Origin of the sequence: Micromonospora sp. NPDC048935, assembly GCF_043197875.1 — a bacterium.
Classification (GTDB): Bacteria; Actinomycetota; Actinomycetes; order Mycobacteriales; family Micromonosporaceae; genus Micromonospora.
Genome location: NZ_JBICTZ010000002.1, coordinates 514,037 through 532,155 on the forward strand (window position 1 = coordinate 514,037; position 18,119 = coordinate 532,155).

An 18,119-nucleotide genomic window follows, 5' to 3' on the forward strand; every position below is an offset into this window, starting at 1 on the left:
TCAGCGTGGCGCGGCACCTCCGGCGCCCACCGGCGCGACATGCGCCCGCGCGCTACGGGCCGGTCGGACAAACCAGGCCAGGACGACGCTCACCACGAAAAGCACGAGAAGGTACGCACCGAGTGTAGCCAGCCCGATACCCGCCACGCCGGCAATCGCCGCGAGGGCCAGCAGCACCGAGCGCCCCTCCCAGCCCAGCGTGGCCGCGTGCAGCGGTGGCGCCGCCTGCCGCTTCTCCAGCCGGGCGGTCAGGTCGTAGTGGTGCACGGTGAGCACGAAGACGTACCCGAAGATCAGCCAACCCGGCACGTCGCCGACCACCCCGACGGCTATCGCGAACAGGTACTCGGCGGCCCGCAGCGCCGCCGGCACCAGCCAGTCCAGCGGGCCGTTGTGCGCGGCCCCGGCACCCAGCCCGGCGACCAGCAGCACCAGCAGCGCCACCGGCACCGCCCAGCGCAGCCCGTCCGGCGCGTCACCCAACAGCGCCACGACCAGCAGCACCGCCGGGCCGAGCGCGGCGATCACCGCCAGGGTGAGCGGCCCCATCGGGCGGAGGGCCGGCAGCCGGCGGGCCAACGGCCCGTCGTCGCGGTGCAGTGTGGCATCGACGGTGTCCAGTACCGGCACCCACATCCAGCGGGCGCGCAGCGTCCGCAGAGCCCCGGTGTACGCGAACGCCAGCACCCCCCAGACCAGGACCGCGATCAGGCTGACGAGCGGGTTGAACAGCGCGACGGTCAGCGCGATCAACGCCCAGCGCTCACCGATCGGGAAGACCACGGTGCGCTTGAGCCAGTACGACACCGAGCCGGTGTCGGCCTGCACCCGGGTCGACGCCGCGTTGAGCCGGTCACCGATGCCGCCGCCGGCACCCGTCGCCGTACGCGGTCGACGGGCCGCCTCGTCGTGCAGCACCCCGTACCAGGTGTCGGTCATGTGCCGGACGGTCTGCAACGTCATCGCGGCGATGGCGAGGGCCCAGCCGTTGCCCAACCCGGCGTGGCTCACCCCGAAGCCCAGGCCGGCGTAGACCAGGTATTCCTTGGCCCGGTCCGCCATCGTGTCCAGCCAGCCACCCCAGGCGCTGAAGTGCCGGGTGTAGCGGGCCAACTGGCCGTCCACGCAGTCCAGCACGAAGCCGAGGTAGAGCAGCACCGCGCCGCCGACAAGCGCCGGCCGCCCGCCGACGCCGAACAGCACCGCCGCCGCCAGCGCGAACAGCACCGAGATCGCCGTCACCCCGGTCGGGGTGAGCCCGAGCCGGGCCGACAGCCGGACCACGTACGGCGACCAGGTGCTGACGAAGTAGGTGGAGAAGAAGTCGTCCTTCTCCTTGACCGACAGCCGCAGCTCGGCCCGGTCCTCGTCGACGGCGGTCACCGCCGTCTCGGCAGCCACCAGTCCGGGCGCGTCCGCGACCCGGTGCGCGACGAGCAGGCGTACCCGCTGGGCGAAGATCAGCGTGCCGAGTGCCGCGAGACCCGCGACGAGCCGGTCCACGGCGGAGGAGGGGTCGTCGGGTCCGGCTCCCCCGGCGGCCGGCAGCGGCGACACGTCGCCGGACGGGCCGAGCGGTGCCGTGACGGGCCGCGCGCCGACGGCGGCGGCCCGCGCGGCGGCGGCGAGGGTCGGCAGGTCGTCCACGCCGACCCGCAGCGCACCACCGAACACCCCCGTGGCGTCGCCGTCCAGGGCGTCCAGCGGGCCGGCGTCGACCACCTGACCGCGTTCCTCGCGCACGGCGGTCTGACCGGGCACCGGCGGGTCGGTCAGCACCAACGCCACAGTCGGCCCGACCGGGCTGGTGGCCAGGTGCCGCAGCACCGCCGTGTGGGCGACCAGGTCGGTGCCGGTGACCAGCAGCGGGCCGTCGGCGGCGTCGGCCAGCGCGGCCACCTCGTCGAGGTCGCCGGCGAAGCGCACCTCGGCGGCCCCGGCCCGGCGCAACTGGGCGGCCAGACGCTCGGCCAGCGGCTCGCCCGTCGACGTGGTCAGGCCCGCCGCGGACGTTCCGGCGGCGAGCACGATCGCGAGCGTCACCGCGGGACCGCGGCGTGGTACGCGTCGAGCGCCTCGGCGATGGTGCCGTCGAGCGTCAACCGGCCCGCGTCGAGGTACAACCCCCGACGGCAGAACCGGGTCAGGTCCTTTTCGTTGTGTGACACCAGCACCAGCGTGCGCCCCTCCCCGAGCAGACGATCAATCGTCGCGTAACACTTCTTGCGGAACTCCGCGTCGCCGACCGCGGTCACCTCGTCCATCAGCAGGATCGGGTGCGGCAGGTGCGAGATGATCGCGAAGCCGAGCCGCACCTTCATCCCCGACGAGTAGTGCCGCACCGACGTGTCGATGGCCCGCTCCACCTGCTCGCCGGCGAACTCGACGATCTCGTCGAAGTGCCGCTTCAGATAGCCCGCCGACAACCCGTGCAGCCCACCGACCAGGTGCAGGTTCTCCCGCCCGGTCAGGTCGTTGGAGAACCCGGCCGACAGCTCCAGCAGCGGTGCCACCGCGCCGTGCACCCGGATGCTGCCCTCGTCCGGGATGAGCACCCCGGCGATCAGCCGCAGCAGGGTGCTCTTGCCGGTGCCGTTGCGGCCGATCACCCCGACGGTCTCGCCCGGCTCGACGGTGAACGACACGTCCCGCAGTGGCCAGAACTGTCCGGGCAGGGCACCGCGCCCGCCCCGGTGGATGAACAGCTCACGCAGCCGCAACTGCCGACGCCGGTTTCGGACGAACCGGATGCCCAGACCGTCGGCCTCGATGATCGGCGCGGCCACGTCAGAGTTCCTTGAGCACTGCGGGTTCCAACCGGCGAAACGACCACCAGCCGGCGGCCAGCACCAGCACGCTGCCGACGACGGTGGTGGCCAGCAGCCGGGCGTCCGGGAACTCGTCCGGGTACCAGATCGCGTGGTGCAGTTGGAAGATCCCGACAAGCGGGTTCAGCTCGTACGCCACCTTCAGCCACCCGGGCAGGTCGGACTCCCGGACCAGGCTGAGCGGGTAGATGATCGGCGTGGCGTAGAAGAGCACCCGGATGATCAGCCGGAGGAACCGCTCCACGTCGCGCATCAGCACGTTCCACGCGGACAGCAACAGGGCCAGCCCGGTCAACAGGACGGCCTGCACGGTCACCGCGAGCGGCAGGGCGAGCAGCGACCAACCGGGGTGGATCCGACCGTGTACCGCGTAGATCACCGCGATGGCGACCAGGATCGGCAGGCCGGCAGCGTACTCGGCGAACCGGCCGGTGACCCGGCCGATCGGGAAGACCTGACGCGGCACGTTCATCGTGGTGATCAACCGGGACTGGCCGGTCAGCGCGTTCGTCGCCTCGCTCAACGCCGAACTGGTCCACATCCAGGCGAAGATCCCGGTGATCAGGAACAGCGGGTACGACCCGGCCGCCTCACCCAGATGCCGACCGGTGTCGCGGGAGTAGAGCACCCCGAAGACGAACCAGTAGATGGCGCCCATGCCGAGCGGCTCGATCAACGACCAGAAGTAGCCCAGGACCGACTGCTGGTACTTGACCGCCAGATCCCGCCGGACCAGGATGCGCAGCGAGTTGCGGTGCGACCACAACGCCGCGACGCCAGAGGTCACCGCGAGCCTCCCGCCTCCTGAAACGGACGACAGGTTAGCAGTCGGTGAACGAATGCCCCGAATCGGCCGGACTCAGCACTCGATCACGTTGACGGCCAGACCGCCACGCGCCGTCTCCTTGTATTTGACCTTCATGTCGGCGCCCGTCTCCCGCATGGTCTTGATGACCTTGTCCAGCGACACCTTGTGCACGCCGTCGCCGCGCAGCGCCAGCCGGGCGGCCGTGATCGCCTTGATGCTAGCCACCGCGTTGCGCTCGATGCAGGGGATCTGCACCAGGCCACCCACCGGGTCACAGGTCAACCCGAGGTTGTGCTCCATCCCGATCTCGGCCGCGTTCTCCACCTGCTCCGGGGTGCCACCGAGCACCTCGGCCAGGCCCGCCGCCGCCATCGAGCACGCCGAACCCACCTCACCCTGGCAGCCGACCTCCGCGCCGGAGATCGACGCGTTCTCCTTGAACAGCACACCGATCGCGCCGGCCGCCAGCAGGAACCGCACCACACCGTCGTCGTCGGCGTCCGGCACGAAGCGGCTGTAGTAGTGCAGCACCGCCGGGATGATCCCGGCCGCACCGTTCGTCGGCGCGGTGACCACCCGACCGCCGGCCGCGTTCTCCTCGTTGACCGCGAGCGCGAACAGCGTCACCCAGTCCATCGCGTGCAGCGGGTCGGGCGTCCCGGCGTCCGCCTCCAGGCCGCGCCGCAGCTCCGCCGCCCGCCGCCGAACCTTCAACCCCCCAGGGAGTACGCCGTCGCGCTCGCAGCCGCGCTGCACGCACTCCCGCATCACCCGCCAGATCTCCAACAGGCCGGCCCGGATGTCCGCCTCGCTGCGCCAGGAGCGCTCGTTGGCCAGCATCACCTCGCTGATCGACAGGCCGGTGCGGTTGGTCACCTCCAGCAACTGCGCCCCGGTCAGGAAGGGGTACCGCACCTGGGTGCTGTCCGGCTTGATCCGGTCCGCCCCGGCAGCCGCCTCGTCCACCACGAACCCGCCACCGACGGAGTAGTAGGTACGGCGGCGCAGCTCGGCGCCACTGTCGTCGTACGCCGCGAAGGTCATCCCGTTCGGGTGGTACGGCAGCGACCGGCGGCGGTGCAACGTCAGGTCCCGATCCGGATCGAAGTCGATCTCGTGCGCGGCCAGGATGCTGATCCGCCGCTCGGCCCGGATCCGCTCCACGCGAGGACCGACGGTGTCCGTGTCGACAGTCTCCGGCGACTCGCCCGCCAACCCGAGCAGCACCGCCGGACCGCTGCCGTGGCCGTGCCCGGTGGCCCCCAGCGACCCGAACAGCTCGGCCTGCACCCGCGCGACGTCGGTGAGCAGCGCGTCGGCCTTGAGCCCGGCGACGAACGTCCGCGCCGCCCGCATCGGCCCCACCGTGTGCGAGCTGGACGGCCCGATACCGACGCTGAAGAGGTCGAAAACACTGATCATGGCTGCGCTTCCTCGCCGTCGTCCCGGCGTACGGGACCCGGCCGGGTCAGGACCGCCGAGCTGACGGCCCTGATCGTGATCGACCAGGGTAGGGGTCCGGCCGCCCGGGGTGTGGGTGGCCGATCTGCCAGCCTACCCGCCCAGCTCAACGCCCACCCGGCCACCGGAAGTGTGCACCTGCCCGCCATCTCCCCGCCACCAGCCCAGCTCGCGCGCCCACCGCCCGCACCCACGAACCCGCAGAGCCGCCACCCCGTCCCCCCGGTCCCCCGCCCGTGCCGTGCCGTACCTCGCCGTGTCGGCCGGCCGGCCGTGCCGTGCCGTGCCGCAAGATCGTGCTCGATCGTGGTTGTAGTGGCCTCCCCCGTCCTCGATGCCACTACAACCAGGATCGAGTGCGATCTTCGCCTGGCTTCCTCGGGTTGCTCGGGGAGGCGTCAGCGAGGGACTGCCCGGGTAAAGCACCTACGGGTCCACGGGTTGCCACTCATCCTCAGGACCGAGGGCGAGGTGGCCACCCCCTTCTACCGTGGATTGCAGACGCGGCGCACCGCCGCAGAGTGGGAGTACGACGATGAGTCGCAAACTGGTCCGGCCCCGCGAGGGGCGCATGCTCGCCGGTGTCTGCGCCGGCCTCGGTCGGCGGTTCGGCATGTCCGCCGGGATGGTCCGGCTGCTGTTCCTGCTGTCCCTGCTGCTGCCCGGCACCCAGGTGATCGTCTACCTGATCCTGTGGGTTCTCATGCCGAACGAGGACCGCTACCTGGCTTCCACCCAGCACTGACCCGCGCCCCACCGGCGCCCCCGTCGAGGCCAGAACCCCTGACCGTGAGGCAGCAACTTCACTGAAGTTGCTGCCTCACCAGCGTCAGAGGCAGCACCATCCTCGAAGTTGCGCAGATCTTGCCCAGTGAGCACCGGCCGACGCGGGGCCCGAGCGCGGCGCGGCATGTTCCTCTAGATCCACTCGGGTTTGCTGAAACCGGGGTGTCCGGGGGGTCGCGATAGCCCGACTTCAAGGAAGCCGAGTGGATCATGATGGGACTCAGCGGACGGGCGGCGGGAAGTACATAGCCGCGAGAAGGGCAGCGCCCGCTCCGACGGACGTCGGGGCGGGCGCTGCGGCGCTGCGGTCGTGACCGGCCTGACGGGTCAGGGGGCGGTGTAGGTGACGGTGATCTGCTGGTAGCCGAGGGAGCGCAGCAACCCTTCCAGCATCTTGCGGGTGTTCTCCTCGGCGCGGGCGGAGAGCCCGCTGTCCCGGGCGGCGGCGGTGATCCGGTCCTCGGCGAGCTGGTAGACCTGCTGCTGCCGGTTGGGGTCGTTGCCGACCAGGTCGCCGAGTCGGTTGAGCAGACCGCGCTGCTCCGCGAAGACGTAGCTCTTCTCCATGTCGAGGTTGGTCTCGCCGAGCTGCGGTGCGGGCAGCTTGATCCCGACGGACTTGCCGTCGGCGGACTGGACGACGGCACCCTCACCGATCTTGGTGAAGTCGACGTACGCCTCGACGCTGCCGGCCCCGACGAACAGGGTGCGCTCGTTGAGCAGGAAGTCCGGAACGTTACGCCTGTCGTTCTGGGTGTCGACCACAACCTGGAAGTTGCCCTCCGCGGCCACGTAGCGGCTGAGGTCCTGGATCGACTTCAGCAGCGGCGGTTGGCTGCGGTCGGTCTGCTCCTTGGCGAACGGGTTGCGGAAATCCGGCAGGAGGCCGGTCGCCTGGATGCCGAGCAGCGCCACCACCGCCAGCGCGGCAGCGCCGAGCAGCAGGAGCAGGCCACGGGCCGCCCCGCCACCACCGCCGAAGCCACCTGCGGTCGGGCCGCCGGGGGGACCGGCCGGAGGGTCACCGGGGCCACCGGAGCCGCCGCCCGGCGTATCCGTGGTCGGCTCGGGTGTAGCGGTCGACCGCTCCCGGAGGTCGTCGCCGGTCGGGTAACCGGGAAACTCCCTCGTGGGCTCGTTGCTGCCAGCGTCGCGGGCCATCACGCTCACCGTCCTCGTCAGACACGTCGTCTGTCAATGACGGTACGGCCCCACTACGACAGTCGCGCGTCGAGCGCCAGGACAGCACAAACGGGCAGGTCAGGCGAACGCGGAAAGCCCGGTGAGCCGTTGCCCGACGACGAGTTGGTGGATCTCGGAGGTGCCCTCGTACGTCAGCACGCTCTCCAGGTTGTTGGCGTGCCGCATCACCGGGTACTCGCCGGAGACGCCGTTGGCGCCGAGGATGGTGCGGCACTGCCGGGCGATGGCCAGGGCCTCCCGGACGTTGTTCAGCTTGCCCACGCTGACCTGCTCGGGCCGCAGCCGGTGGGCGTCGGCGAGCCGACCCAGGTGCAGCGCGAGCAGTTGCGCCTTCACCAGCTCGACGGCCATGTCGGCGAGCTTCGCCTGGGTGAGCTGGAAGCCGGCGAGCGGGCGACCGAACTGGGTGCGGGTGGTGGCGTACGCCAGGGTGGTTTCCAGACAGTCCCGGGCGGCGCCGACCGCGCCCCAGACGATGCCGTACCGGGCTTCGGTGAGGCAGCTCAGCGGCGCCTTGAGCCCGACCGCCTCGGGCAGTTGGGCGTCCGCCGGAAGCCGGACGTCGTCGAGCACGATCTCACCGGTCACCGACGCGCGCAGCGACATCTTGCGGCGGATCTCCCGGGCCGTGACACCTGGCGTGTCCATGGGTACGGCGAAACCACGCACGCCCTCGTCGGTGCGCGCCCAGATCACCGCGACGTCGGCGATCGGCGCGTTGGTGATCCACATCTTTCCGCCGGTGAGCAGCCAGTCGTCGCCGTCGCGGCGGGCCCGGGTGGTCATCGAGGCGGGGTCGGAGCCGTGGTCCGGTTCGGTCAGGCCGAAGCAGCCGATCGCCGCGCCGGTGGCCATCGACGGCAGCCAGCGTTGCTTCTGCTCCTCGCTGCCGTAGCGCCAGATGGCGTACATGGCGAGCGAGCCCTGCACCGAGACCAGGGAACGGAGGCCGGAGTCCCCGGCTTCCAGTTCCTGGCAGGCCAGCCCGTACGCGACGGCGGAGGCGCCCGCACAGCCGTAGCCGGTCAGGTGCATGCCGAGCAGGCCGAGCTTGCCGAACTCGAGGGCCAACTCCCGGGCCGGCACCCGGCCGTCCTCGTACCAGTCGGCGACGTGCGGTCGCACCCGGTCGTCGACGAGTTGGCGGACGACGTCGCGGATCTGCCGCTCCTCCTCGCCGAGCGACGAGTCCAGGTCGAGCAGGTCGAGGGCAGCCATGCCGCCACCCTAACGAAACCTCAGCCGACGCCGCTCACTCGATCGACCCGGAGAGCACCAGCACCCGCGCGTGGATCTGGTTGCGCTGTTGCAGGGCGGCGCGGAGTGCGCGATGCAGCCCGTCCTCCAGGTAGAGCCCGCCGTTCCACTGCACGACGTGCGGGAAGAGGTCACCGTAGAAGGTGGAATCCTCGGCGAGGAGCTTGTCGAGCGCCAACTCGCGCTTGGTGGTGATCATCTGATCGAGGCGCAGCGGACGGGGCGGGATCTCCGCCCACTGCTTCAGGGTCAGGTTGTGCTCCGGGTAGGGACGCCCGTCCCGGACCGCTCTGAAGATCACGACGGCACGCTCCCCTCCCCGTGGCCGGGCCGACCGACAGCGCCGAGCCGGGCCGCGGCGGGCACCGCGCGGCGCGGCACCGATGACCGTGCCAGCCTAGCCGCCCAGCGCGCGCTGCGTTCTGCTCCCTGATGTCAGTTTCGCTACCGGTCGTCCGATCCGCATCCGGACGAACGGGACGTCGCGCTCAGCTCCACCGCCCGCGCCGGACAACCTCGTCCACTCCACGACGTCCACGGCGCAGCGACGGTGACCGATGGTCGGGTGCCCGGTAACCGATTGTGACGGCACCGATGGGCTGGTACTCCGCCGGCACCCCGAACGCGTCCCGGTAACTGGCCAGCCGCTGCGGGGCGATGCCGAAGAAACACGCCCCCAACCCCTCGTCCACGGCGGTGAGCAACATCAGCAACGCCGCGAAGCCGGTGTCCACGTGCCAGTACGGCACCGGCCACCGATCGGTGGACCGGTCCGTCCAGCCCTTGTCCGGCTCGGCGTACCGCTGGAGGTAGGCCGACTCGTTGGCGTGCGGCACCACGATGAGCGGCGCCCGACGCATCCCTGCCAGCCAGCGCTCGCGTCCACCGCCCTGCGGGGTGGTGGCCGCCCAGAACCGTTCCCGGTCGGCCGGCTCCTCCAGCACCAGGAAGCCCCAGCCCTGGGCGAACCCGGCCGACGGTGCGCGGATCGCGTGGTCGAGCAACCGATCCACCACGTCGGGCGGGACCGGACGGTCCGGGTCGTAGTTGCGCACCATCCGCCGACGTCGGACGACCTCGGCGAACTCCATCAGGCCCCGGGCCGGATGCCCCAGGCACCCCGCCAGGTCGTACCGGGCTTGATCGTGAGCAGGTCCTTACCCGACCGGAACGCGTCCGGCGGGCAGGTCATCGGCTCGATCGCCACCGAACGGCGGTGCCGCTCCCCGGTGAGCGCGTCCCCGGTGAACACCTGCCACCAGCCGAACTCGGCATCGGCCCAGATGCTCACCCCGGTCGAGGAGCCCGGCGCGGCCAGGCTCACCGACGAGCCGCCATCCGCGTCGCGGATCACCTCACCGAAGCAGGAGTCCAGCACGGCCGCGCCGATCCGACGGGGGCTGGTCCAGTCGTACTCGGTGCCGGCCACCGGGGTCACACCGACCGGCAGCAGCCGACCGTCGACGAGCACCCGGCCCCGGGTGGGCAGCCGCAGGACCAGGTCGTCGACCGCGACGCCGGGCAGTTGCAGGTACGGGTGCACGGAGAACCCGAACGGCGCCGACTCGCCACCGATGTTCGTCACCTCGTGCTCGGCACGCAGACCGTCCGCGCCGACGCTCCAGCGGCTGAGCAGCCGCAACGGCCACGGGTAGCCGGGCTGCGGCGGCAGGTCGTAGCCCAGGGTCACCGCGTCCGCCGACTGCTCCAGCAACTGCCACGGCACCCAGTTGACAAGCCCGTGGATGGCCACGTGCCGCTCCGGCTCGGTCAGCGGGAGCTGGTGCGTCCGCTCGCCGAACGAGTAGCGGCCGTCGCGGATCCGGTTCGGCCAGGGTGCCAGCACCTGCCCGGCGCAGCCGGGGCAGACCTCGTCGGTCTGGTACCCGTCGACCAGGTCGACACCGTCGTGCCGGTACGTCCGGAGCCCACCACCCACCTCCACGATGACGGCCTCGTGGCCGGCGGCGGAGATGGTCCACTGGGCGCCGGAGAACGCGCGCTGCTCGGGGCTTTCCATGTCGGCGACCCTAACCGGTCAGGTCCGGTCCCCGCTCGACGCCGCCGCCCGGTAGCGCAGCAGTGCCGGGAACGCGACAGCGAGCACCACGACGAGCACCGCCGAGGCGAGCCCGCCGGCCACCCAGGCCACCCCGCCACCGAACCCGGCGGCCATGGTGCCGGCCCGCAGGTCGCCCAGCCGCGGGCCACCGGCCACCACCACCGTGTTGACGCCCTGGAGCCGGCCGCGCATCCGGTCCGGTGCGTAGACCAGCAGCATCGACTGGCGCAGCACCGCGCTGACCAGGTCGGCGGCACCGGCCACGGCGAGCAGCAGGACCATCAGCCAGAGGTGGTGGGCCAGCCCGGCCGCGGCGATCGCGAGGCCCCAGGCGACCACCGCGACCACCAGGCCGACGCCCTGCCGGCGGAGTCGGCCGATCCAGCCGGAGGTCAGCCCACCGATCATCGAGCCGATCGCGATGGCGCTGTAGAGCACGCCGACCGCTCCGCCGCCACCGAAGCGCTCGTGGGCGATCTCCGGGAAGAGCGCCCGTGGCATCGCCAGGATCATCGCGATCAGGTCCACCCCGAAGGAGAGCAGCAGCACCGGCGTGGTGGCCAGGTAGCGGAAACCGTCGACCACACTGGCCAGGCCGGCGCGGCGGGGCTCACCGTCGGCGGTCGGCTCGGGCGGCAGCGCGGGCAGGCGCAGCGCCGCCCAGAGCATCGCGGTGAACAACACCGCGTCCAACCCGTACGCGATCGGCAGGACCACCGTGGTGTCCGGCGACGCGGCGAGGATCAGGCCGGCGGCGAGTGGGCCGGCCACCGACGCGGCGGTGAAGGTCGTGTAGTTCAGGGTGGTGGCGGAGGCCACCAGGTCGTCGGGCACCAGCCGGGGCAGCATGGCGCTGCGGGCCGGCGAGCTGATCGCGAACGCCACCGACTGCACCGCCATCAACGCCAGCAGCAGCACCGGGCTGCCCACGTTCAGCAACGCCTGGACCAGCAGACCGAGGGTGGATGCCCAGAGCAACAATGAGCCGCCGAGCAGCACCGCACGGCGGTCGCGGGCGTCGGCGACCGCGCCGCCCCAGAGCCCGAAGACCAGCAACGGTACGAAGGCAGCCACACCCAGCAGACCCACCCAGAACGAGTCCCGGGTCAGGGCGTACATCTCCACCGGCACCGCGACGGCGGTGAACTGGAAACCGAACATCGCCACGGTGTTGCCGAGCCAGAGCCGCCGGTACGCGGGCACCCGCAGCGGACGGACGTCGATCGCCCAGCGGCGCGCTCCGCGCGACCGGGCCTCCCGCACACCCGTCACGGCGCCAACCGCTCGACGGTCCAGCCACCCTCGTCGAGGCGGCGGAAGCGGAGCCGGTCGTGCAGCCGGCCGGCCCGGCCCTGCCAGAACTCCACCGACTCGGGTCGCACCCGCAACCCGCCCCAGTGCGGCGGGGTCGGTATCTCGGCCTGGTCGGCGAACCGCTCGGCCGCCTCCTGGTACCGCTCCTCCAACGCCGCCCGGCCGGACACCACCTGTGACTGTGGGCTGGCCCAGGCACCCAGTTGGGAGCCGCGCGGCCGGCTGGCGAAGTAGGCCGTACTCGTGGCGCGGTCCACAGGTGTGACAGGTCCGGCGACCACCACCTGCCGCTGCATGGGAAACCACGGGAAGACCAGGCTGGCGTACGGATTGGCGGACACCTCGACGCCCTTGCGCGACAGGTGGTTGGTGAAGAAGACGAAGCCCTCCGGGTCGTACCCCTTGAGCAGCACCGTCCGGCCGCTCGGCCGGCCGGCCGAGTCGGCGGTGCCCACCACCATGGCGTTCGGTTCGGGTAGCCCGAAGGCCACCGCGTCGGCGAACCACCTGTCGAACTGGCTGTGCCAGTCGGCGGCCAGGTCAGCCTCGGTCAGGCCCAGGTCCGCGGCGTACTCGTTACGCATCGCGGCCGGGGCGGGTGTGTCGCCCGTCACGTCGCCACTCCTTCTCGGCAGGTCCGCCGGCGCCCTCCCGCGCTGGCCAGCCCGCACTGCCCAGTCTCACCGAGTCCGGCGGAGAATGCGCGCCCGGGGATGTCGCGTGCAGCACAGTCGCCCTGGGTCGCGTATCCGGTTACTCAGCAGGCAAGATGTTGCGAACACATCCCTGATGGTCGCCTAGAGGGCGCTCGGCCGACCGGGCCGGATGAGCCGACCGGGCGCACCGACCAGATCCAGGAGAGCGACATGGCCGATTTCAAACCCGGGCTGGAGGGCGTCGTCGCCTTCGAGACCGAGATCGCCGAACCCGACCGCGAGGGTGGCGCGCTGCGCTACCGCGGGGTCGACATCGAGGATCTGATCGGTCAGGTGTCGTTCGGCAACGTGTGGGCGCTGCTTGTCGACGGTCGGTTCGGGCCGGGCCTGCCTCCGGCGGAGCCGTTCCCGGTGCCTGTGCACTCCGGTGACATCCGCGTCGACGTGCAGTCGGCGGTCGCCATGCTCGCCCCGTACTGGGGGCTCAGCCAACTGCTGGACATCTCCGACGAGCAGGCTCGCGAGGACCTCGCCCGGGTCTCGGTGACCGCGCTCTCCTTCGTCGCCCAGTCCGCTCGGGGTCTCGGCCTGCCGGCGGTGCCGCAGAAGGAGATCGACAAGGCGCAGACGATCGTCGAGCGGTTCATGAAGCGGTGGCGCGGCGAGCCCGACCCGCGGCACGTCAAGGCCGTCGACGCGTACTTCATCTCGGCCGCCGAGCACGGCCTGAACGCCTCCACCTTCACCGCTCGCATCGTCGCCTCCACCGGAGCAGACGCGGCGGCCTGCATCTCGTCGGGCATCGGCGCCCTCTCCGGCCCGCTGCACGGTGGCGCGCCCTCCCGGGTGCTCAGCATGTTGGAGGCGGTGGAGCGCAGCGGCGACGCGGAGGGCTACGTCAAGGGCGTGCTCGACCGCGGCGAGCGGCTGATGGGCTTCGGCCACCGCGTCTACCGGGCCGAGGACCCGCGGGCCCGGGTGCTCCGGCGCACGGCCAAGGAGTTGAGCGCACCGCGCTTCGAGATCGCCGAAGCGCTGGAGAAGGCCGCGCTCGCCGAGTTGCAGGCCCGCCGCCCGGACCGGGTGCTGGCCACCAACGTCGAGTTCTGGTCGGCCGTCGTGCTGGACTTCGCCGAGGTGCCGGCGCACATGTTCACCTCGATGTTCACCTGCGCGCGGATGGGCGGCTGGAGCGCGCACATCCTGGAGCAGAAGCGCCTACAGCGGCTGGTGCGCCCGTCCGCCCGCTACGTCGGCCCGGAGACCCGCAAGCCGTCCGACGTCGAGGGCTGGGCCGCCATCCCGCACGGCGTCTGAGCTGTCGCGAAGGGCCCTTCCGCCACGTCTGTCGTGGTGGAGGGGCCCTTCCGCACGTCAGCCGGGCGGTCGCCGCCGAGGTGTGGCGAAGGACTCAGCCCAGTCCTCGGGGGCCCGGCTTCCACCGATGGGTCCGGGTGCGAGGATGAGGGCCGGCAGTGTCGCCGGGCCCGCCCTCGCCCTTGCGGAAGGATCTTCAAGACCGTGGCTGACGCACCGACCATCCGGATTCCCGATGACCTCAAGCCCGCCGACGGCCGTTTCGGTTGCGGCCCGTCCAAGGTCCGCCCAGCGGCGGTGTCCGCACTCGCCGAGGTCGCCACCAGCTACCTGGGCACCTCGCACCGGCAGAAGACGGTCCGCGACCAGGTGGCCCGGCTGCGCTCCGGCATCGCCGAGTTCTTCGCGCTGCCCGAGGGTTACGAGGTCGTGATCGGCAACGGCGGCACCACCGCGTTCTGGGAGGTCGCCACCTTCGGCCTGATCCGCGACCGGGCCCAGTTCGCCAGCTTCGGCGAGTTCGGCGCCAAGTTCGCCAAGTCGGTCAAGGACGCGCCGTTCCTCGGTGACCCGACCGTGCGCAAGGCCGACGCGGGCAGCGCGCCGACCCTTGTCGCCGAGTCCGGTGTGGACGCGTACGCGACCCCGCAGAACGAGACCTCCACCGGCGTGGCTGTGCCGATCGGCCGGGTGGCCGGGGCGGACGAGGGCGCGTTGCTGCTTGTCGACGCGACCTCCGCCGCGGGCGGCCTGGACGTCAACGTCGGCGAGACCGACGTCTACTACTTCGCTCCGCAGAAGTGCTTCGGCTCCGACGGCGGCCTGTGGCTGGCCCTGATGTCACCGGCCGCGCTGGAACGCGCCGCCGAGATCAAGGCGTCCGGGCGCTACATCCCCGCCTTCCTCGACCTGGTCACCGCGATCGACAACTCGCGGCTGGAGCAGACCTACAACACCCCGGCGCTGGCCACGATCTTCCTGGCCGCCGAGCAGACCGACTGGATGAACGCGCAGGGCGGCCTGTCCTGGGCGGCCAAGCGCACCGCCGAGAGCGCCGCCGCGGTGTACGGCTGGGCGGAGCGGTCCAGCGTGGCCACCCCGTTCGTCACCGACCCGGCCCTGCGTTCCAACGTGGTCGCCACGATCGACTTCGCCGACGGTGTGGACGCCACCGCAATCGCGAAGGCGCTGCGCGCCAACGGCATCGTCGACACCGAGCCGTACCGCAAGCTCGGGCGCAACCAGTTGCGGGTGGCGCTGTTCCCGGCCGTCGAGCCGGCGGATGTCGAGGCGCTTACCGCGTCCATCGACTACGTCATCGAACGACTCTGACGTTCGTCACGGTCGGTGTTCGTGGGGGCCTCCACGGACACCGACCGTGATCATCGTTGCAGCTCAGTCACGACATGCCGGGTGTCGCTTCCCCCACCCCGAGACAGATGCGCGTACGGTGGTCCGAGACGCCTGGGTGGCCGACTCGTGGCGTGCGGCCAGCGAAGCGGGACGGAGGCAACGCTATGCGCCCAGTACGCTTCGTCGCCCTCTCCGAGGACGGCCATGCCCTGGTTCTCGCCGACGAGGTCGGGCGGTTGCTCGCCCTGCCGATCGACGACCGGATCTCGGGGGCGCTGCACGCCGAGCCCGGCGCGCCGCCGCTGCCGGCGGCACCGACCACCGTCGACCCGACTCCCTCGCTGTCCCCTCGGGACATCCAGGCCCGCATCCGCTCTGGTGAGTCCGCCGAGGACGTCGCCCGGATCGCCGGGGTGCCGGTCGACCGGGTGCTGCGCTATGCCGGCCCGGTCCTCCAGGAGCGGGCGATGCTCGCCCAGCACGCCCGCCGCACCCGGCTCAAGGGCGCGGAGAAGCCCACCCCGCTCGCCGAGGTGGTCAACGGTCGGTTGAGCCAGCACGGCATCGACACCGAGAAGATCTCCTGGGACGCGTACCGGCGGGACGACGGCACCTGGCGGATCATCGCCACCTGGCCGTCCGGCAAGGCCACCGCGCAGGCCATCTGGGATCTCGACAAGACCCGGCAGTCGGTCGCCCCGCACGACGACATGGCGCAATACCTGTGCGCCGAGCGGCCCACGCCGATCCTCGGCCAGGAGCCGGCGCCGGAGCGCAGCGGGCACGGCCTGCCCGGTCCCTCGCGCGGCGAGCCGAGCCGTGGTGGGCACGGGTTGCCGGCGGCGTCCGAGCATCCGCGTCCGGGCCGGGATCCGATCCGGGCCGGTCGGGACGCGCTGCTCGCCTCACTGGACCGCCCGCTGGGCGCCTCGTCGGGTCGTGGCCTTGAGCCGCGTACCCCTGCTGCTCTTGCCGGTTCGGACGCGCCTCGGCAGCGACCGGTCGGCGGGGGTGCCGCCGCGCTGCTCGGCGGGGGCCAGGGGTCGGCCTTCGACGACGACTCGGACGCGCCCAAGGAGGTGCCAGCCGTGCCGTCGCTGGCGGTGCTGCGGCCCCGCCGCACGGGCGCGGCGGCGGCTGCCGGTGGTGGTGAGTCCACAGATGCCAACGGCAAGCCCCGCAAGCGCCTGCCGAGCTGGGACGACGTGCTCTTCGGCAGCGGGCCGGCCGCGCGCGAGTCTTCCTGACGCTGCGCGTCGACGGGTGGTGAACGGCCACCCGCAGCGACAGAGGCACGTTGGCCTAGCCGCTTGCCCCTACTGATGTGGCCTACAGGGGTTCCCGCGACGATGGCCAGGTGGATCTCGAACGGGCTGTGCCCGCACTGCGGGCCGCCGGCATCGAGGCGGGCCAGCGGGACCGGTCGCAGGACGGACGCCCAGTCCGAGTCCCGCCCGTCGGCGGCGACACGGACTGGGCGTACCCAGAAAGTGCTGGCCCTGCTCTCTACAGCAGCCCATCTCGCGAAGTCCCCGCCGCCCGGTCGAGCGCGGCGACCTCGCGTACGGCCTGGGCGACGGCCGGAAAGTCCTTCTTGAGGATCGCACCGTGGTTGCTGGCGACCTTCGCGGCGATCTGGATGTGCGGGTTGCGGGCGGTCACCGCGTCGAGGCTGGCACGGATCTTCTCCTGCTCGTCACCGCGGCTGCCGAGGGACGTGCCGGACGCGACGACGTACCGCACCGGGACGGTGATGCCGTCGAGCACGGGGCCCAACTCGCGCTCCCGGGAAAGTCTGCCCAGCTCGATGTTGCTGTCCGCCATCTGGGTGGCATTCATTCGCGGGGTCAGACCGGTGGGGCGCAGCAGCGGCATGAACACGTTCATCCGTCGGAACATCTTCCGGATCCGCTGCTCCATGGCCTCGTCGAGCCAGTCGTGCGGGAACGCGCCGTCGACCAGGACCGCACCGAGAGCGCGTTCCGAGTTCCGGTTGGCCCAGTGCGCCCCGACGACCGCTCCGTAGGACCAGCCGACAAGCAGCGCGCGGTCCACCCGCCGGGCCGCGAGGACGGCGTCGACGTCGCGGACGGCGGCCTCGAAGGAGTAGTCCGTCGAGCGCTTCGACTTTCTGCCGCGAGCACGCTCGTCGTAGGTGATGTGCCGCCAACCGGTGCCCAGTTCGGCGATGACCCGACGCCAGTACCCCTGGGTGGCGAACTGGCCGTTGAGGTAGAGCACGGGGACACCGGGACCGCCGGTGTCGGTGACGGCCAGGGCCGTGTCGTCGACCGACACCAGGCCGGTCCACGTCGAGCTGGTCGAGGACATGCTGTTGTTCGTCATCGTGTTCCGTCCTGTTCAGAGGCTGCGGGCGGTGATGTCGCCGTGGGAGGTGGTGGCGCGGATGTCGAGTGCGACGGTGCCGTCGTTGCGGAGGGCGTTGTTGACCCGGCCGTGGCCGGTGCCGGCGTCCAGCGCGGCCGAGACGCCGGCGGCGGCGGCGACCGAGATGTCGCCGGACTGAGTCGTCAGCACGACGGTGCCCTGTCCGGCTTGGGCGATCCGGATGTCGCCCCTGGCGGTGCTGATCTCCGCGGGACCGGCGAGCCGACCGATCTCGACGTCGCCGTCGATCGCGGTGAGGCGGACGCTCGCCGCCTCGTCGATCTTGATCTGGCGGTACGCGCCGTCGAAGGTCACGTCGCCGAGGCGCCCGACACCCCGCAGTTCGGCGCTGGCGGCCTTGGCGTCGATGCGGGAGTCGGCCGGCAGTCGGACGGTCACCTGCAGGGATCCGGAGGCACCGACGAGCGGGCTGCCGGGGGTTGCGGCAGTGATCCGCAGGACGCCGTCGGCGTACGTGACGGTGGCCTGTTCGGCGGCCCTGGTGTCGCGGCTCCTGGTCGGGTCGGTGGGCAGGATCTCGACCGTGGTGTCGATGCGGTCCGCGGCGATGATCTGGATGCGCCCGGCGGGGATGGTCAGGATGGCGGAGATCGGGGCGGGGGTGGCGAACGTCTTCATCATGCTCTCCGGCGCTCGTGCGTGGTTTCTGATATCGGAAACGCTAC

At 71.7% G+C, this 18,119-nt stretch carries 17 protein-coding genes; 4 read left to right on the forward strand and 13 right to left on the reverse strand.

The window, feature by feature from the left end:
- The 4 genes from ACGFIW_RS08695 to ACGFIW_RS08710 form a co-directional block, all read right to left on the reverse strand.
- On the reverse strand, window positions 1-2,043 hold the full coding sequence (locus ACGFIW_RS08695; RefSeq protein WP_393312095.1) for a DUF5941 domain-containing protein: 2,043 nt from the start codon (window positions 2,041-2,043) through the stop codon (window positions 1-3).
- The gene (locus tag ACGFIW_RS08700) at window positions 2,040-2,786 is read right to left on the reverse strand and encodes an ABC transporter ATP-binding protein (protein ID WP_364368884.1); all 747 of its coding nucleotides are present in this window, start codon (window positions 2,784-2,786) and stop codon (window positions 2,040-2,042) included. The genes ACGFIW_RS08695 and ACGFIW_RS08700 overlap by 4 nt, the downstream gene beginning before the upstream one ends.
- A gap of 1 nt (window position 2,787) precedes the next feature.
- Window positions 2,788-3,615: an ABC transporter permease gene (locus tag ACGFIW_RS08705; protein WP_393312097.1), complete on the reverse strand. Its 828-nt coding sequence runs from the start codon at window positions 3,613-3,615 to the stop codon at window positions 2,788-2,790.
- Between the two features lie 72 nt (window positions 3,616-3,687).
- Window positions 3,688-5,058, reverse strand: a complete 1,371-nt coding sequence (locus ACGFIW_RS08710; RefSeq protein WP_393312099.1) for an L-serine ammonia-lyase — start codon at window positions 5,056-5,058, stop codon at window positions 3,688-3,690.
- Between the two features lie 574 nt (window positions 5,059-5,632).
- Between ACGFIW_RS08710 and ACGFIW_RS08715 the strand changes: the two genes are divergently transcribed.
- Window positions 5,633-5,842, forward strand: coding sequence for a PspC domain-containing protein (locus ACGFIW_RS08715; RefSeq protein ID WP_357072623.1), 210 nt, complete (start codon window positions 5,633-5,635; stop codon window positions 5,840-5,842).
- Between the two features lie 368 nt (window positions 5,843-6,210).
- Here ACGFIW_RS08715 and ACGFIW_RS08720 read toward each other — a convergent pair whose 3' ends face one another.
- The 7 genes from ACGFIW_RS08720 to pdxH all read right to left on the reverse strand — a co-directional run bounded on the left by ACGFIW_RS08720 (window position 6,211) and on the right by pdxH (window position 12,303).
- Window positions 6,211-7,044, reverse strand: a complete 834-nt coding sequence (locus tag ACGFIW_RS08720) for a DUF4230 domain-containing protein (RefSeq protein ID WP_393312101.1) — start codon at window positions 7,042-7,044, stop codon at window positions 6,211-6,213.
- Window positions 7,045-7,143: 99 nt separating this feature from the next.
- The gene (locus ACGFIW_RS08725) at window positions 7,144-8,304 is read right to left on the reverse strand and encodes an acyl-CoA dehydrogenase family protein (protein WP_393312103.1); all 1,161 of its coding nucleotides are present in this window, start codon (window positions 8,302-8,304) and stop codon (window positions 7,144-7,146) included.
- Between the two features lie 34 nt (window positions 8,305-8,338).
- A complete protein-coding gene (locus ACGFIW_RS08730; RefSeq protein ID WP_393312105.1) occupies window positions 8,339-8,644 on the reverse strand; it encodes a type II toxin-antitoxin system VapB family antitoxin in 306 nt (101 codons plus the stop codon).
- Between the two features lie 187 nt (window positions 8,645-8,831).
- Window positions 8,832-9,434 carry a nitroreductase family protein gene (locus ACGFIW_RS08735; protein ID WP_393312107.1) on the reverse strand — a complete coding sequence of 201 codons (603 nt, stop codon included), beginning with the start codon at window positions 9,432-9,434 and terminating at the stop codon, window positions 8,832-8,834.
- Complete coding sequence (locus ACGFIW_RS08740; protein WP_393312109.1) at window positions 9,434-10,363, reverse strand: aldose 1-epimerase family protein; 930 nt, start codon at window positions 10,361-10,363, stop codon at window positions 9,434-9,436. Before ACGFIW_RS08740 ends, ACGFIW_RS08735 begins: the two co-directional genes overlap by 1 nt.
- An 18-nt stretch (window positions 10,364-10,381) precedes the next feature.
- Window positions 10,382-11,677 (reverse strand): MFS transporter, encoded by a 1,296-nt coding sequence (locus ACGFIW_RS08745; RefSeq protein ID WP_393312111.1) that lies wholly within the window; start codon window positions 11,675-11,677, stop codon window positions 10,382-10,384.
- Window positions 11,674-12,303 carry a pyridoxamine 5'-phosphate oxidase gene (gene pdxH, locus ACGFIW_RS08750; protein ID WP_393312766.1) on the reverse strand — a complete coding sequence of 210 codons (630 nt, stop codon included), beginning with the start codon at window positions 12,301-12,303 and terminating at the stop codon, window positions 11,674-11,676. The genes ACGFIW_RS08745 and pdxH overlap by 4 nt, the downstream gene beginning before the upstream one ends.
- Window positions 12,304-12,585: 282 nt before the next feature.
- On the opposite strand from pdxH, the gene ACGFIW_RS08755 reads away from it, so the two are divergent.
- The 3 genes from ACGFIW_RS08755 to sepH all read left to right on the forward strand — a co-directional run bounded on the left by ACGFIW_RS08755 (window position 12,586) and on the right by sepH (window position 16,292).
- Window positions 12,586-13,692 (forward strand): citrate synthase 2, encoded by a 1,107-nt coding sequence (locus tag ACGFIW_RS08755; RefSeq protein WP_357554417.1) that lies wholly within the window; start codon window positions 12,586-12,588, stop codon window positions 13,690-13,692.
- A gap of 204 nt (window positions 13,693-13,896) precedes the next feature.
- Window positions 13,897-15,024: a phosphoserine transaminase gene (serC, locus tag ACGFIW_RS08760; protein ID WP_393312114.1), complete on the forward strand. Its 1,128-nt coding sequence runs from the start codon at window positions 13,897-13,899 to the stop codon at window positions 15,022-15,024.
- Between the two features lie 185 nt (window positions 15,025-15,209).
- Window positions 15,210-16,292, forward strand: a complete 1,083-nt coding sequence (gene sepH / locus ACGFIW_RS08765) for a septation protein SepH (RefSeq protein ID WP_393312116.1) — start codon at window positions 15,210-15,212, stop codon at window positions 16,290-16,292.
- Window positions 16,293-16,551: 259 nt separating this feature from the next.
- On the opposite strand, the gene ACGFIW_RS08770 is transcribed toward sepH, so the two are convergent.
- Window positions 16,552-17,391, reverse strand: coding sequence for an alpha/beta fold hydrolase (locus tag ACGFIW_RS08770; protein ID WP_393312118.1), 840 nt, complete (start codon window positions 17,389-17,391; stop codon window positions 16,552-16,554).
- A gap of 15 nt (window positions 17,392-17,406) precedes the next feature.
- On the reverse strand, window positions 17,407-18,075 hold the full coding sequence (locus ACGFIW_RS08775; RefSeq protein ID WP_393312120.1) for a DUF4097 family beta strand repeat-containing protein: 669 nt from the start codon (window positions 18,073-18,075) through the stop codon (window positions 17,407-17,409).
- Window positions 18,076-18,119: the final 44 nt, after the last annotated feature.

Bases quoted from the DNA above. Each gene is read 5' to 3' on its own strand.
- pdxH (WP_393312766.1), bottom strand. From the start codon at position 12,303: ATGCGTAACGAGTACGCCGCGGACCTGGGCCTGACCGAGGCTGACCTG.
- ACGFIW_RS08720 (WP_393312101.1), bottom strand. From the start codon at position 7,044: ATGGCCCGCGACGCTGGCAGCAACGAGCCCACGAGGGAGTTTCCCGGT.
- ACGFIW_RS08710 (WP_393312099.1), bottom strand. From the start codon at position 5,058: ATGATCAGTGTTTTCGACCTCTTCAGCGTCGGTATCGGGCCGTCCAGC.
- ACGFIW_RS08775 (WP_393312120.1), bottom strand. From the start codon at position 18,075: ATGATGAAGACGTTCGCCACCCCCGCCCCGATCTCCGCCATCCTGACC.
- sepH (WP_393312116.1), top strand. From the start codon at position 15,210: ATGCGCCCAGTACGCTTCGTCGCCCTCTCCGAGGACGGCCATGCCCTG.
- ACGFIW_RS08770 (WP_393312118.1), bottom strand. From the start codon at position 17,391: ATGACGAACAACAGCATGTCCTCGACCAGCTCGACGTGGACCGGCCTG.
- ACGFIW_RS08725 (WP_393312103.1), bottom strand. From the start codon at position 8,304: ATGGCTGCCCTCGACCTGCTCGACCTGGACTCGTCGCTCGGCGAGGAG.
- ACGFIW_RS08735 (WP_393312107.1), bottom strand. From the start codon at position 9,434: ATGGAGTTCGCCGAGGTCGTCCGACGTCGGCGGATGGTGCGCAACTAC.
- ACGFIW_RS08740 (WP_393312109.1), bottom strand. From the start codon at position 10,363: ATGGAAAGCCCCGAGCAGCGCGCGTTCTCCGGCGCCCAGTGGACCATC.
- ACGFIW_RS08755 (WP_357554417.1), top strand. From the start codon at position 12,586: ATGGCCGATTTCAAACCCGGGCTGGAGGGCGTCGTCGCCTTCGAGACC.
- ACGFIW_RS08715 (WP_357072623.1), top strand. From the start codon at position 5,633: ATGAGTCGCAAACTGGTCCGGCCCCGCGAGGGGCGCATGCTCGCCGGT.